Genomic DNA, 14156 nt, shown 5'->3' on the forward strand with positions numbered 1-14156 from the left:
AGCGTTGAACTTTCTGCCACCCCCAACCACGGAACCCGGGACCGCATTCCCGGCCGGGGGACGGCGCAGCGAACCACGGAGGACCTGCACGACGAAAGGCCGCCACCCCTCCACGGGGTGACGGCCTCCGGGTGCCCGACCGGCCGGCGGAACGGCGGTCAGCCGGCTGCGCGGCGACGGCCTCTAGCCGTACATCCGCCGCATCGCGAACTCCACCATCTGCTCCACGGCCTTCGCGTCGAACACCATGCGGTGCTCGCCCTCCATGTCGAGGACGAACCCGTAGCCGGTCGGCAGCAGGTCCAGCACCTCCGCGCCGGTGATCACGAAGTACTTGGACTCCTTGCCCGCGTACCGGCGCAGCTCCTTGAGGGTGCTGAACATGGGGATCACCGGCTGCTGGGTGTTGTGCAGCGCGAGGAATCCGGGGTTGTCACCGCGCGGGCAGTACACCTTCGAGGTGGCGAAGACCTGCTGGAAGTCCTCGGCGGCCATCTGCCCGGTGGTGAAGGCGCGCACCGCGTCCGTGAGCGAGGGCGGGGACGGCTCGGGGTACAACGGCGGCTGCTGCCCGTACCCGCCGGACATCGGCTGCTGCGGAGGGGCGTACTGCGCTTGCGGGCCCGCTGTCTGGTCGTAGCCGTACATGAGCGCAAGCGTACCGAGCGCGGCGATGCGGGGGTGCCGGTACGCCGGGCCCTTGACCGTCCCGGTGGGACCTGTCACAGATGACCGGGTGGGGTTGCGTCTTATTACTGACGGGTAGCATCATCGTAGCTACTTGTTGGTACGTGAACTAGCGCGAGGATCCAGTGCCTCGCCGATCTCTCTAGGGAGCCGGGAGCCGTCACCATGGGGCACTACAAGTCGAATCTCCGCGACATCGAGTTCAACCTCTTCGAAGTACTCGGGCGCGACAAGGTGTACGGCACCGGCCCGTTCGAGGAGATGGACGTCGAGACCGCCAAGAGCATCCTGGAGGAGCTGACCCGCCTCTCCGAGAACGAGCTGGCCGAGTCCTTCGCCGACGCCGACCGCAACCCGCCGGTCTTCGACCCGGAGACCAACACCGCGCCGGTCCCCGCCTCCTTCAAGAAGAGCTACCAGGCCTTCATGGACTCCGAGTACTGGCGTCTCGGGCTGCCCGAGGAGATCGGCGGCACCACCGCGCCCCGCTCCCTCATCTGGGCCTACGCCGAGCTGATCCTGGGCGCCAACCCGGCCGTGTGGATGTACTCCTCGGGCCCCGCCTTCGCCGGCATCCTCTTCGAGGAGGGCAACGAGGTCCAGAAGCACATAGCCAAGATCGCCACCGAGAAGCAGTGGGGCTCCACGATGGTGCTCACCGAGCCCGACGCGGGCTCCGACGTGGGCGCCGGCCGCACCAAGGCCGTGCAGCAGGAGGACGGCTCCTGGCACATCGAGGGCGTGAAGCGCTTCATCACCTCCGGTGAGCACGACATGTCGGAGAACATCCTCCACTACGTGCTGGCCCGCCCCGAGGGCGCCGGCCCCGGCACCAAGGGCCTGTCCCTCTTCCTCGTCCCGAAGTACCTCTTCGACTTCGAGACCGGCGAGCTCGGCGAGCGCAACGGCGTCTACGCCACCAACGTCGAGCACAAGATGGGCCTGAAGGCCTCCAACACCTGCGAGATGACCTTCGGCGACAAGCACCCCGCCAAGGGCTGGCTGATCGGCGACAAGCACGACGGCATCCGCCAGATGTTCCGCATCATCGAGTTCGCCCGCATGATGGTCGGCACGAAGGCGATCTCCACGCTGTCGACCGGCTACCTGAACGCGCTGGAGTACGCCAAGGAGCGCGTCCAGGGCCCCGACCTCGCGAACTTCATGGACAAGACCGCGCCCAAGGTCACCGTCACCCACCACCCGGACGTCCGCCGCTCGCTCATGACGCAGAAGGCGTACGCCGAGGGCATGCGCGCGCTGGTGATGTACACCGCCTCGATCCAGGACGCCATCCAGATCAAGGAGGCCACCGGCGAGGACGCCACCGCCGAGCACGCGCTGAACGACCTGCTCCTGCCCATCGTCAAGGGCTACGGCTCCGAGAAGGGCTACGAGCAGCTCGCCCAGTCGCTGCAGACCTTCGGCGGCTCCGGCTTCCTGCAGGAGTACCCGATCGAGCAGTACATCCGGGACTCCAAGATCGACACCCTCTACGAGGGCACCACGGCGATCCAGGGCCAGGACTTCTTCTTCCGGAAGATCGTCCGCAACCAGGGCGCAGCGCTGAACGGCCTGGCCGAGGACATCAAGAAGTTCCTCGCCCTCGGCACGGGCGGCGAGGAGCTGGCCGGCGCCCGCGAGCACCTCGCCAAGGCCGCCGTCGAGCTGGAGGCCATCGTCGGCCTGATGCTCACCGACCTCGCGGCCACCGAGCAGGACGTCAAGAACATCTACAAGGTGGGTCTGAACACCACCCGCCTGCTGATGGCCTCCGGTGACGTCGTCGTCGGGTACCTGCTGCTCAAGGGCGCCGCGATCGCCGCCGAGAAGCTGGAGACCGCCACCGCCAAGGACAAGGCCTTCTACACCGGCAAGATCGCCGCCGCGAAGTTCTTCGCCGCCAACGTCCTGCCGGGCGTCACCCTGGCCCGCAAGGTCGCCGAGGGCGTCGAGCTGGACCTGATGGAGCTGGACGAGGCCGCGTTCTAGACCGCGCTCCCGCCCCTTGTACGAGGGCCTGTTCCCCACCGTGGGGAACAGGCCCTCGTCCGTCGTTAAGGTGAAGCCATGACCCAACCTGCCCGCCCGTCCTCCTCCCCGAGCGCCACGCGCGCGACCCGCACGTTCGACCGCGGCCACACCGACGACCTCATGGCCTTCCTCGCGGCGAGCCCCTCGCCGTACCACGCCGTGGCCAACGCCGCCGAGCGGCTGGAGAAGGCCGGGTTCCGGCAGGTCGCCGAGACGGACGCCTGGGACGGGACGAGCGGCGGCAAGTACGTGCTGCGCGGCGGCGCCATCGTCGCCTGGTTCGTGCCGGAGGGCGCCGCACCGCACACGCCGTTCCGGATCGTCGGCGCCCACACCGACTCCCCCAACCTGCGCGTCAAGCCCCGGCCCGACAGCGGGGCGCACGGCTGGCGCCAGGTGGCCGTGGAGATCTACGGCGGACCGCTGCTCAACTCCTGGCTGGACCGCGACCTCGGCCTCGCCGGCCGGCTGACCCTGCGCGACGGCTCCACCCGTCTGGTCAACGTGGACCGGCCGCTGCTGCGCGTCCCGCAGCTCGCCATCCACCTGGACCGCTCGGTCACCGCCGACGGCCTCAAGCTCGACAAGCAGCGGCACCTGCAGCCCGTCTGGGGCCTCGGCCGCGAGGTGCGCGACGGCGACCTCATCGCCTTCCTGGAGGAGAGCGCCGGCATCCCGGCGGGCGAGGTCACCGGCTGGGACCTCATGACCCATTCCGTCGAACCGCCCGCCTACCTCGGCCGCGACCGCGAACTCGTCGCCGGGCCCCGCATGGACAACCTGCTGTCCGTGCACGCCGGCACCGCCGCCCTCGCCGCCGTGGCCGCGTCCGCGACCGCGCCCGCCTCCATCCCCGTCCTCGCCGCCTTCGACCACGAGGAGAACGGCTCCCAGTCCGACACCGGCGCCGACGGACCCCTCCTCGGCAACGTGCTGGAGCGCTCGGTCTTCGCCCGCGGCGGCACCTACGAGGACCGGGCCCGCGCCTTCGCCGGCACCGTCTGCCTGTCCTCCGACACCGGCCACGCCGTCCACCCCAACTACGCCGAGCGGCACGACCCGACGCACCACCCGCGCGTCAACGGCGGGCCCATCCTCAAGGTCAACGTCAACAACCGCTACGCCACCGACGGTTCGGGACGCGCCGAGTTCGCAGCGGCCTGCGAGGCGGCCGACGTGCCGTTCCAGTCGTTCGTCTCCAACAACTCCATGCCCTGCGGCACCACGATCGGCCCGATCACGGCCGCCCGGCACGGCATCCGCACCGTCGACATCGGCGTGGCCATCCTGTCGATGCACAGCGCCCGCGAACTCTGCGGCGCCGACGACCCGTTCCTGCTGGCCAACGCCCTGACGGCGTTTCTGGAGAGGTAGAACGGCCCCTCACCGCATGGGTGTTCGCCCCCGGGGTACCCGGTGTTCCGGGACCGGAACGTCCGGACCGTACAGGGAGGCGACACTCATGGGCCTCGGCGGATGCATCATCCTCATCGCCGTGGGAGCCATCCTCACGTTCGCGACCGACTGGGACATGCAGGGGGTCAACCTCGACCTGGTCGGCATCATCTTCATGATCGTCGGACTGATTGGCGTCACGGTGTTCAGCAGCATTTACCGGCGCAGGCGCGTGGTCGTGCCCCCCACGACGCCGGTCGTGGACGACCCGGCGGCCCGCCGCGACGGCTACCACGGCGGATACGGGGTGTGACGCCTGCCGCTCAGGCGTCCGTCCCGGTCAGCACCAGGGACAACCGGTCCACCCCCGCACCGTCGAGACGGACGGGCACATCCCAGTCCCGCTGATGCACACGGCAGGCGGGATACGGGATGTCCGGGTCGTCGTCACAGGAGGCGGCCATGGCCCGGACGTGCAGCACGCCCTCCGTCACGGAGGGGTCGAGCGCGAGGGTACGGGACAGCCCCGTCCCCGCGCCCTCGCCCGCGCGCAGCAGTTCCGGCGGGGTCGCCGAGACGACCAGCCGGGTCGCCGGGCCGTACCGGGCGTCCGGCACCTGCCCGGGCGGCGCCTCGAACACGACGTCCAGCCGGAGCGCCCCGGCGGCCACGTGCGCCGTCTCCCGCCGTGCACGGCCGGCCGACCCGGGCACGTCGAGCACCTCGGGAGGCAGTCGCAGCCGGGTCAGCCGGTGCCGGGCCGACTCGACGACCACCACGTCCTCGCCCACGACCACCGCGCCGCCGGGCTCACGCAGGTCCGTGGCCAGGGTGGTCACCTCGCCCGTAGCGGGGTCGTAGCGCCGCAGGGCGTGGTTGTAGGTGTCGGCGACGGCCACCGAACCGTCCGGCAGGGCGGTGACGCCCAACGGGTGCTGGAGCAGGGCCTGTCCGGCGGCGCCGTCCCGGTGCCCGAAGTCGAACAGGCCGGTGCCGACGGCCGTGCGGACGGTGCCGTCCCAGTCCACCCAGCGCAGGGCCGACGTCTCGGAGTCCGCGACCCACAGCCGCCCGGGCGTGGCGGCCAGGCCGGACGGCTGCGCGAACCAGGCCTCGTCCCCGGGCCCGTCGACCAGCCCCTCGTTCCTCGTGCCGGCCGCGACCGCAGCCGTGCCGCCCTCCGGGTCGTACACCCACAACTGGTGCACCCCGGCCATGGCGATCCACACCCTGCCCTGCCACACGGCGACGTCCCAGGGCGAGGACAGGTCCACCTCCCGGGCCGGGCCCGCGGCCGGTGATCCCGGCCACCACTGCCGGCCGGTGCCCGCGAGGGTGGTGACCTCACCGCTCACCGGATCCACCCGCCGCAGGGCGTGGTTGACGGTGTCGGCGACGACGACGGAGCCGTCGCCGAGCAGGGCGAGCCCCTGCGGCTCGTCGAAGGCGGCGGCGTCGGGACCGCCGTCGGCGAACCCCCGCCGCCCCGACCCGATCCGGCGCACCACCGTCTCGCCGTCCCCGGCCAGTTCCACCAGCCGGTGCCGGCTCGTGTCGCTCACCAGGAGGTTCCCGCCCGGCAGCAGCAGCACCTTGCCGGGGAAGCGCAGCACCGTCGGCTCCGGCTCCGGCGCCACGTACGGCCCGTCGCCGCGCCGGAGCGTGCCCTTGGCGGCGTGCTCGGCCTCCAGCTCCCGGACCAGCCGCTCGATGGTGTGCACATGGCCCTCACCGGCGTGCCGGGCGACCACGTAGCCCTCGGGGTCGATCACGACGAGCGTCGGCCAGGCCCGCACGGCGTACTGCTTCCAGGTCGCCAGCTCCGGGTCGTCGAGGACCGGGTGCTCCACCCCGTACCGCTCCACGGCGTCCACGACCGCCCGGTGCTCGCTCTCGTGCGCGAACTTCGGCGAGTGGACCCCGATCACGACGACGGTGTCCCGGTGCCTGCGCTCCAGGTCCCGCAGCTCGTCGATGACGTGCAGGCAGTTGATGCAGCAGGAGGTCCAGAAGTCGAGCACGACGACGCGTCCTCGCAGGTCGGCCAGGCGGTACCGGCGTCCGCCCGTGTTGATCCAGCCGCCCCGGCCGGTGAGCTCGGGGGCACGGACACGGGCCCGGCGGCGCCCGGGTGCGGGATCGGCCATGTGCCCAGCCTGCCATCCCGGTACCGGCTCAGCCCGTCGGCCTAGCGGCCGCGTCGCGCGGCCGGCGACGGGGAAGCCCTCGTGTCATGAGATTCCTCGTGTACGACCGGCTCCTCGGCTTCGGTGACGACTACTGGATCGAGGACGAGCACGGCGCCAAGGTGTTCCTCGTCGACGGCAAGGCCCTGCGGCTGCGGGACACCTGGGAGCTGAAGGACCTCCAGGGCACCGTCCTGGTCGACATCCACCAGAAGATGCTCGCCCTGCGCGACACGATGGTGCTCCAGCGGGCCGGGGAGCCGCTGGCGACGATCCGCCGCAAGCGGCTGTCCCTGCTGCGCAACCACTACCGCGTGTCCCTGGCCGACGGCAACGAGCTGGACGTCAGCGGCAAGATCCTCGACCGGGAGTTCGCCGTCGAGTACGACGGGGAGCTGCTGGCGGTGGTCTCCCGCCGGCTGCTGACCCTGCGGGACACCTACGGGGTGGACGTCATCAGGGAGGACGCTGATCCGGCCCTGCTCATCGCCGTGGCGGTGTGCGTGATCCACCTGGCGGAGAAGGAGCGCGAGGACTGAGCCCGCTGCCGGCCGGAGCCGTCACGGCCGCCGGCGCGGGGGCTCCAGGCCGAGCAGGCGGTCCTTCAGCGCGGGGAACTGCTCCCGGGTGGCGGCGACCTTCCCCGGGTCGAACTCCACCGTCAGGACCTCCTCGCCGGCCCCGGCCTCGCCCAGCACCTCGCCCCACGGGTCCACCACGATCGAGTGACCGGCCTGGGGAACTCCGGCGTGGGTCCCCCCCGTTGCGCACGCGACGACGAACGCCTGGTTCTCCACCGCCCGTGCCTGCGCGAGCAGCGTCCAGTGGGACCGGCGGCGCTCCGGCCAGCCCGCCGCCACCACGAGCGTCTCGGCGCCGGCGTCGACGAGACCGCGGAAGAGTTCGGGGAAGCGCAGGTCGTAACAGGTCGACAGGCCCAGGGTGGTGGCCGGCAGACGGACCGTCACCAGATCCGACCCGGCGCCCATCAGGACGGCCTCGCCCTGGTCGAAGCCGAAGCGGTGGATCTTGCGGTAGGCGGCGGCCAGCTCGCCGGAGGGCGAGAAGACGAGGGAGGTGTTGTAGAGGGGGCCCTCGGGGTCCCGCTCGGGGATGGACCCGGCGTGCAGCCAGACGCCCGCGTCGCTCGCCGCCTTGGCCATGGCCTCGTAAGTGGGACCTTCGAGCGGCTCGGCCTCGGTCGCGAACGCGTCGTAGGCGAAGGCGCCGGTGGTCCACAGCTCGGGGAGGACGACGAGGTCGCTCCCGGCCTGCTCCCGCACCATCGCGGCGGCCCGCCGGCGGCGCGATTCGACCGATTCGCCCTCATCCACGGCGATCTGGATCACAGAGGCGCGCACACTACCACCGTCCTGGCATTCGAGCCGTCCACACGGGCCTACGATCGTCACACCAAAGCACTGCCGGGGTGCCCCACAGCAGCGTAACTTAGCTCGCAAGACACCCGCCGACAGCCGCAACCTCCCACTGGCAACGCCGCCACCACCTGCCCGTGCACCGACCGCCGAGGGGTCCCGTTCCGTGAGTCTGCATCCCACCCTCCAGCCCTACGCCGACGCCTGGACCCACTCCGTCGAAGCGATATCCGAGCTGGTCCAGCCGCTCGCGGAGGCCGAATGGAACCGGCGGACGCCGTGCCCGGGATGGTCGGTGCGGGACGTGGTCTCCCATGTCATCGGCCTGGACTGCGAGATGCTCGGTGACCCGCGCCCCATCCACACGCTGCCGCGCGACCTCTTCCACGTCACCAACGACCACCAGCGCTACATGGAGATGCAGGTCGACGTCCGCCGTCACCACACGGCGCCGGAGATGACCTCCGAGCTGGAGTACGTGATCATCCGCCGCAACCGGCAGCTGCGCAACGAGTCGCGCGACCCGGGCACCAAGGTGCGGGGTCCGCTGGGCAGCGAGCTGACGCTGGAGGAGTCGATGCGGCGGCACGCGTTCGCCGTGTGGGTGCACGAGCAGGACCTGCGCACGGCCCTGGGCCGCCCGGGCAACCTGGACTCCCCCGGCGCGCACGTCACCCGCGACGTGCTGCTCGGGGAACTCCCGCGTGTCGTCGCCGAGGACGCGCAAGCACCGCGCAGCTCGGCGGTCGTCATCGACGTCCACGGGCCCGTGGAGTTCCTGCGCACGATCCGGGTCGACATCCAGGGCCGCGGCACCCTGGAGACGGCCCCGGCGCTCGGCCCCGCGGCGACCCTCACCCTCGACTGGGAGACCTACGTCCGCCTGGCCTGCGGCCGGGTGTCGCCGGAGGCGGTGACCGACCGGGTCAAGACGGAGGGCGACCCGGACCTGACGGCGGCGATCCTGCGGCACTTCACGGTGACGCAGTAACCCCCGGGCGGACGCCGCGGGCGGAAATCCGCGTGCCGCTCCCCCGCCTCCCGCCGTAGCGTCGCGGGCATGACGCCCTCCGACCACTCCCGCCTGACCTTCCACGGCCCGCTGTCCGAGCAGCGGGCCGACGCCCTCGTGCGGCGCCTCACCCGCCACGGCCCCGCGACGGTCCTGGACATCGGCTGCGGCTGGGGCGAGTTGATGCTGCGCGTGCTGGCCGCCGCGCCGGAGGCGACCGGTACCGGGATCGACCTGGACGGCGGCGACCTGGCGCGGGGCCGGGGGGCCGCCGAGGAGCGCGGCCTGGCGTCCCGGGTCCGCTTCCTCCAGGAGTCCGCCACCGGCACCGCCCGCGGCCCCGCCGACCTCGTGCTGTGCGTCGGCGCGAGCCAGGCGCTCGGCAGCCGTCTGCCCAAGGCCCTGGCCGAGCTGCGCCGCCTCGTCACCGACGGCGGCCGGGTGCTGCTCGGCGAGGGGTTCTGGCAGCGCCCCCCGGCGCCGGGCGAGTTGGCGCGCATGTGGCCGGGTGCCACCGCCGGCGACCATCCCGATCTGGCGGGTCTGGTCGACGCGGCGGTCGGCGCGGGTTTCCGGCCCGAGTGGACCGAGACGGCGAGCCCGGACGAGTGGGAGCAGTTCGAGGCGGCGTACCTGGCGGACACCGAGGTGTGGCTCGCCGGGAACCCCGGTCACCCCGAGGCGGGGGCGGTCCGGCAGCGGGCCGACCGGCACCGGGCGGCCTGGCTGGCCTACCGCGGCGTCCTGGGCCTGGCCTACCTCACGCTCGTGCCGGTGCGGGCCGCGGCCTGACGCGGGGGCGGGGCGGGGCCGGCACCCGGCGGCCTGGCTGTGCACGGGGCCTGACGCGGGGGCGGGTACGGGCCCGGTGCCCGCCGGTGCGGCCTACGCCGGTACGTGCACGGTCTCCACCCGGCTGGCCACCAGCCGCTCCCGCTCCCGGCGGGCCGCCTGCCTGCGCAGCCGCAGGATCTGCGTGACGCCGGCCGCCTGGAGCACGAAGACCACGGAGAAGGCGACGCGGTAGTCGTCACCGGTGGCGTCCAGCAGGACACCGATCGCGAACAGCGTGGTCATCGAGGCCACGAAGCCGCCCATGTTGGTGATGCCGGAGGCGGTGCCCTGCCGCTCGGGCGGATTGGCCGGGCGGGCGAAGTCGAAGCCGATCATGGAGGCGGGGCCGCAGGCGCCGAGGACCGTGCACAGCACGATCAGCAGCCACATCGGGGCGTGCGCGCCCGGGTGGGCGAGGGTCGCCGCCCACACCAGGGCCGTGGCCGCGACCGTGCCGAGCGCGAGGGGCAGCCGCGCCTCGTGGTGCCGGGCGACGATCTGGCCGTAGACCAGGCCGACGACCATGTTGGACAGCACGACCAGGGTCAGCAGCTCGCCGGCGGTGGCCCGGGTGAGGCCCTGCGCCTCGACCAGGAACGGCAGGCCCCACAGCAGCAGGAACACCATCGCGGGGAACTGGGTGGTGAAGTGCACCCACAGGCCCAGCCGGGTCCCCGGCTCCCGCCAGGCCGCGGCGATCTGCCGCCGCACATAGGCCGCCCCCCGGTGCGGGACGGGTTCGGTCGCGTGGCCCTCGGGGTGGTCCTTGAGGAACAGCACCACCAGGACGAACACCACGGCCCCGGCCGCGGCGCTGCCCGCGAAGGCGGCCGTCCAGCCGACGCCGTGCAGCAGCCGGGCCAGCACGAGCGTCGAGACGAGGTTGCCGGCCATGCCGATCAGCCCCGCGAACTGGGCGACGAGGGGCCCGCGCCGGGCGGGGAACCAGCGGCTGCCCAGCCGCAGCACGCTGATGAACGTCAGCGCGTCACCGCAGCCGAGCAGCGCCCGGGAGGCCAGCGCCATGCCGTAGGAGGGGGAGAACGCGAAGCCGAGCTGTCCGGCCGTGAACAGCACCGCGCCCAGCGTCAGCACCTTCTTGGTGCCGAGCCGGTCGACGAGCAGGCCGACGGGTATCTGCATGCCCGCGTAGACCAGCAGCTGCAGGATGGAGAAGGTGGACAGCGCGGAGGCGTTGACGTGGAAGCGGTCGGCGGCGTCGAGGCCGGCGACGCCCAGGGACGTGCGGAAGATGACCGCGACGAAGTAGACCGAGACACCGATGCCCCAGACGCCCAGGGCCCGGCGGCCGCCCGGGGGGCCCTCCGGCAGCGCGGCCGAGCTCATCGGACCTCCCCGCGGGCCAGGTGGGAGAACCAGCCGACGTGCCGGTGGACGATGCCGACGGCCCGCTCGGCGTCCCCGGCGCGCAGCGCGTCCAGGATCTCCTCGTGCTCGGCGAGGGTCTTGGCGATGCGGTCGGGGTGGGAGTGCATGACGGCGACGCCCATGCGCAGCTGGCGGTCGCGCAGCTGGTCGTACAGGCGGGAGAGGATCTCGTTGCCGCCGCTGCGGACGATCTCGGCGTGGAAGCAGCGGTCGGTGACGGCGGCGCCCGCGAGGTCGCCGGCGGCGGCCTGCCTCTTCTGCCGGGCCAGCAGCTCCTCCAGGCGCTCGATGAGGCCGTGGGGCGCGGGGACTGCCTTGCGCGCCGCGTGTTCCTCGACGAGCAGGCGGGTCTCCACGACGTCGGCGATCTCCTGCGCGGACACGGGCAGGACGAGAGCGCCCTTCTTGGGGTAGAGCCTGATCAGCCCCTCGGCCTCCAGCCGGAGCAGCGCCTCGCGCACCGGCGTGCGCGAGACCCCGACGGCCTCGGCGAGCTCGCCCTCCGTGAGCAGGGTCCCGCCTTCGTAGCGGCGCTCGAGGACGCCCTGTTTGACGTGGGTGTAGACACGGTCGGCGGCGGGAGGTTGCTTCACGGCCACAGTCATACGAACAGAATAGATACATCAGGTGTGCATGGATGCATCCGTCCAGTATGCGGACCCGGATGTCACACATCCGTGGCAAAGCAGGGGCCCCTCCCGGCAACAGCACAACCTCCTGTGCTAGTTACGAGTCAGACACGTGCGGCCCCTTTCCCCTCGTCCTCAACTCGGCCGCACCGATGGGGCATTCGACGTAATCGGGGTACTTGACTTGATAACCGGCATTAAGGGCACTCGTCTGCGCAGAGCCGCAGCCGTCACCGTGACCACCGGCGCCATGCTCGCGACCGGTGCCCTCACCGTCGCGCCGGCGCAGGCCGCGGGCTCGGCGCCCTCCATCGCCGCCAAGGGCGGCTACGTGATGAACAACGCGACCGGCAAGTCGCTCTACACCAAGGCGGCCGACACCCGCCGCTCGACCGGCTCGACCACCAAGATCATGACGGCCCTGGTGGTGCTGAAGCAGTCGAACCTCAACCTGGACAGCAAGGTCACCGTCCAGAAGGCGTACAGCGACTACATCGTGGCGAACAACTGGGCGTCCAACGCCAAGCTGATCGTCGGCGACAAGGTCACCGTCCGCCAGCTGCTGTACGGGCTGATGCTGCCGTCCGGCTGCGACGCCGCGTACGCGCTGGCCGACAAGTACGGCTCCGGCTCGACGCGGTCGGCGCGGGTGAAGTCCTTCATCGGCAAGATGAACACCACCGCCAAGAGCCTGGGTCTGCAGAACACCCACTTCGACTCGTTCGACGGCATCGGCAAGGGCAGCAACTACTCCACGCCGCGCGACCTGACGAAGCTCGCCAGCGCCGCGATGAAGAACTCCACGTTCCGCACGGTCGTCAAGACGAAGAAGTACACGGCGAAGACGACCACCAAGTCCGGCGGCACGCGGACGATGGCGCCGTGGACGAACACCAACCCGCTGCTCGGCAGCTACAGCGGCGCGATCGGTGTGAAGACGGGCTCGGGTCCGGAGGCCAAGTACTGCCTGGTCTTCGCGGCGACGCGCAGCGGCAAGACGGTCATCGGCACGGTCCTCGCCTCGACCAGCGCGACCGCGCGCCAGTCGGACGCGACGAAGCTGCTGAACTACGGCTTCACCAAGTAGCCGCGCCCGCGGACAGGCAACGCGAAGGGGGCTCGCCACAGCCAGTGGCGAGCCCCCTTCCCGTGTGTCAGGCCCAGGTGATCAGGCGCTTGGGCTGCTCCAGGACCGCGGCCACGTCGGCCAGGACCTTCGAGCCCAGCTCGCCGTCGACCAGGCGGTGGTCGAACGACAGCGCCAGGGTGGTCACCTGACGGGGCTTCACCTTGCCCTTGTGCACCCAGGGCTGCGGCTTGATCGCACCGACCGCGAGGATCGCGGACTCGCCCGGGTTCAGGATCGGCGTGCCCGTGTCGACGCCGAAGACGCCGACGTTGGTGATCGTCACCGTGCCGCCCTGCATGGCCGACGGGGACGTCTTGCCCTCCCGCGCCGTCGCGACCAGCTCGCCCAGCGAGCCGGCCAGCTGCGGCAGCGTCTGGGCGTGCGCGTCCTTGATGTTCGGCACGATCAGGCCGCGCGGGGTCGCGGCCGCGATGCCCAGGTTCACATAGTGCTTGACCACGATCTCCTGAGCGGCCTCGTCCCAGGACGCGTTGATCTCCGGGTTGCGCTTGATCGCCACCAGCAGGGCCTTGGCGATCAGCAGGAGCGGGTTCACGCGCAGGCCCGCGAACTCCTTGTCCTGCTTCAGCTCCTCGACCAGCTTCATCGTGCGCGTCACGTCGACCGTGACGAACTCCGTGACATGCGGCGCGGTGAACGCCGAGCCGACCATCGCCGCCGCCGTGGCCTTGCGCACGCCCTTGACCGGCACGCGGGTCTCGCGCGCGGTGTCGTACGAGGCCGGGGCCGTCGCGGTCGCGGCCGGCGCGGGCGCCGGGGCGGCCGGCGCGGGGGCCGCAGCCGGGGCGGCGGTGGCGACCGCCGCGTGCACGTCCTCACGCGTGATGATGCCGTCCGGGCCCGTCGGCGTGACCGTCGTCAGGTCGATGCCCAGGTCCTTGGCGAGCTTGCGCACCGGGGGCTTGGCCAGCGGCCGGTCCCCGCCCGCCGCGGGGGCCGCCGGGGCCGGAGCCGGGACGGGCGCCGGAGCGTGGCCGTTCAGCTCGGACTGGATCGCCGTGGAGGCCGGCCGGGCCGGGGCCTCCTGGGCCTTGCGGGGGCGGCGGCGGGTGGAGGAGGTCGCCACCCCGTAACCGACCAGGACCGGCTGGCGGCCCGAGCCCTCGGCCTTCGGCTCCTCGGCCTGCGCGGCGGCCGGGGCCGGTGCGACGGGCTCCTGGGCGGCGGGCTGCTCGGCGGCGGGCGCGGACGCGGCACCGCCGCTCACGTCCACGGCGATGATCGACGTGCCCACGTCGACCGTGGTGCCCTCCGGGAAGTGCAGCTCCCGGACCACTCCGTCATAGGGGATGGGCAGCTCCACGGCCGCCTTCGCCGTCTCGACCTCGCACACGACCTGCCCGTCGGTGACCGTGTCACCGGGCTGGACGTACCACTTGAGGATCTCCGCCTCCGTGAGTCCCTCGCCCACGTCGGGCATCTTGAACTCGCGCACGGACGCTTCCGTCATCGTCGTCACGACCC

The 14156-nt window shown here is 72.0% G+C and carries 13 protein-coding genes; 7 read left to right on the forward strand and 6 right to left on the reverse strand.

Features of this window, described 5'->3' with window-relative positions; genetic code table 11:
* Positions 1-183: 183 nt before the first annotated feature.
* On the reverse strand, positions 184-648 hold the full coding sequence (locus tag ACZ4M5_RS22265; RefSeq protein ID WP_030245078.1) for an SseB family protein: 465 nt from the start codon (positions 646-648) through the stop codon (positions 184-186).
* A gap of 204 nt (positions 649-852) precedes the next feature.
* On the opposite strand from ACZ4M5_RS22265, the gene ACZ4M5_RS22270 reads away from it, so the two are divergent.
* The 3 genes from ACZ4M5_RS22270 (at position 853) to ACZ4M5_RS22280 (ending at position 4429) form a co-directional block, all read left to right on the forward strand.
* Positions 853-2679, forward strand: coding sequence for an acyl-CoA dehydrogenase (locus ACZ4M5_RS22270; RefSeq protein WP_467739349.1), 1827 nt, complete (start codon positions 853-855; stop codon positions 2677-2679).
* A gap of 78 nt (positions 2680-2757) precedes the next feature.
* The gene (locus ACZ4M5_RS22275) at positions 2758-4095 is read left to right on the forward strand and encodes a M18 family aminopeptidase (RefSeq protein ID WP_467739351.1); all 1338 of its coding nucleotides are present in this window, start codon (positions 2758-2760) and stop codon (positions 4093-4095) included.
* An 88-nt stretch (positions 4096-4183) separates the two neighbouring features.
* A complete protein-coding gene (locus ACZ4M5_RS22280; RefSeq protein ID WP_383505627.1) occupies positions 4184-4429 on the forward strand; it encodes a DUF6458 family protein in 246 nt (81 codons plus the stop codon).
* A 10-nt stretch (positions 4430-4439) separates the two neighbouring features.
* Here ACZ4M5_RS22280 and ACZ4M5_RS22285 read toward each other — a convergent pair whose 3' ends face one another.
* A complete protein-coding gene (locus ACZ4M5_RS22285) occupies positions 4440-6263 on the reverse strand; it encodes an NHL domain-containing thioredoxin family protein (RefSeq protein ID WP_467739353.1) in 1824 nt (607 codons plus the stop codon).
* A gap of 86 nt (positions 6264-6349) precedes the next feature.
* Between ACZ4M5_RS22285 and ACZ4M5_RS22290 the strand changes: the two genes are divergently transcribed.
* The gene (locus ACZ4M5_RS22290; protein ID WP_467739355.1) at positions 6350-6841 is read left to right on the forward strand and encodes an LURP-one-related/scramblase family protein; all 492 of its coding nucleotides are present in this window, start codon (positions 6350-6352) and stop codon (positions 6839-6841) included.
* 21 nt (positions 6842-6862) lie between these two features.
* Here the strand turns inward: ACZ4M5_RS22290 and ACZ4M5_RS22295 are convergent, their stop codons facing one another.
* Positions 6863-7663 carry a carbon-nitrogen family hydrolase gene (locus tag ACZ4M5_RS22295; RefSeq protein WP_467739357.1) on the reverse strand — a complete coding sequence of 267 codons (801 nt, stop codon included), beginning with the start codon at positions 7661-7663 and terminating at the stop codon, positions 6863-6865.
* Positions 7664-7844: 181 nt separating this feature from the next.
* Between ACZ4M5_RS22295 and ACZ4M5_RS22300 the strand changes: the two genes are divergently transcribed.
* Together ACZ4M5_RS22300 and ACZ4M5_RS22305 are read left to right on the forward strand one after the other, a co-directional pair.
* Entirely contained in the window at positions 7845-8669 is an 825-nt protein-coding gene (locus tag ACZ4M5_RS22300; protein ID WP_467739359.1) for a maleylpyruvate isomerase family mycothiol-dependent enzyme, read from the forward strand.
* A 69-nt stretch (positions 8670-8738) separates the two neighbouring features.
* Positions 8739-9482 carry an SAM-dependent methyltransferase gene (locus ACZ4M5_RS22305; protein ID WP_467739361.1) on the forward strand — a complete coding sequence of 248 codons (744 nt, stop codon included), beginning with the start codon at positions 8739-8741 and terminating at the stop codon, positions 9480-9482.
* A 93-nt stretch (positions 9483-9575) separates the two neighbouring features.
* Here the strand turns inward: ACZ4M5_RS22305 and ACZ4M5_RS22310 are convergent, their stop codons facing one another.
* Both ACZ4M5_RS22310 and ACZ4M5_RS22315 read right to left on the reverse strand, forming a co-directional pair.
* A complete protein-coding gene (locus ACZ4M5_RS22310; protein WP_467739363.1) occupies positions 9576-10871 on the reverse strand; it encodes an MFS transporter in 1296 nt (431 codons plus the stop codon).
* Complete coding sequence (locus tag ACZ4M5_RS22315) at positions 10868-11518, reverse strand: GntR family transcriptional regulator (protein WP_467739365.1); 651 nt, start codon at positions 11516-11518, stop codon at positions 10868-10870. The genes ACZ4M5_RS22310 and ACZ4M5_RS22315 overlap by 4 nt, the downstream gene beginning before the upstream one ends.
* A 208-nt stretch (positions 11519-11726) precedes the next feature.
* Here ACZ4M5_RS22315 and ACZ4M5_RS22320 point away from each other — a divergent pair, with 208 nt between their 5' ends.
* On the forward strand, positions 11727-12629 hold the full coding sequence (locus ACZ4M5_RS22320; RefSeq protein ID WP_467739367.1) for a D-alanyl-D-alanine carboxypeptidase family protein: 903 nt from the start codon (positions 11727-11729) through the stop codon (positions 12627-12629).
* Positions 12630-12696: 67 nt separating this feature from the next.
* Here ACZ4M5_RS22320 and ACZ4M5_RS22325 read toward each other — a convergent pair whose 3' ends face one another.
* Positions 12697-14151: a dihydrolipoamide acetyltransferase family protein gene (locus ACZ4M5_RS22325; RefSeq protein ID WP_467739369.1), complete on the reverse strand. Its 1455-nt coding sequence runs from the start codon at positions 14149-14151 to the stop codon at positions 12697-12699.
* Between the last annotated feature and the right edge of the window lie 5 nt (positions 14152-14156).

It is taken from the genome of Streptomyces sp. NPDC026246, from assembly GCF_055567995.1.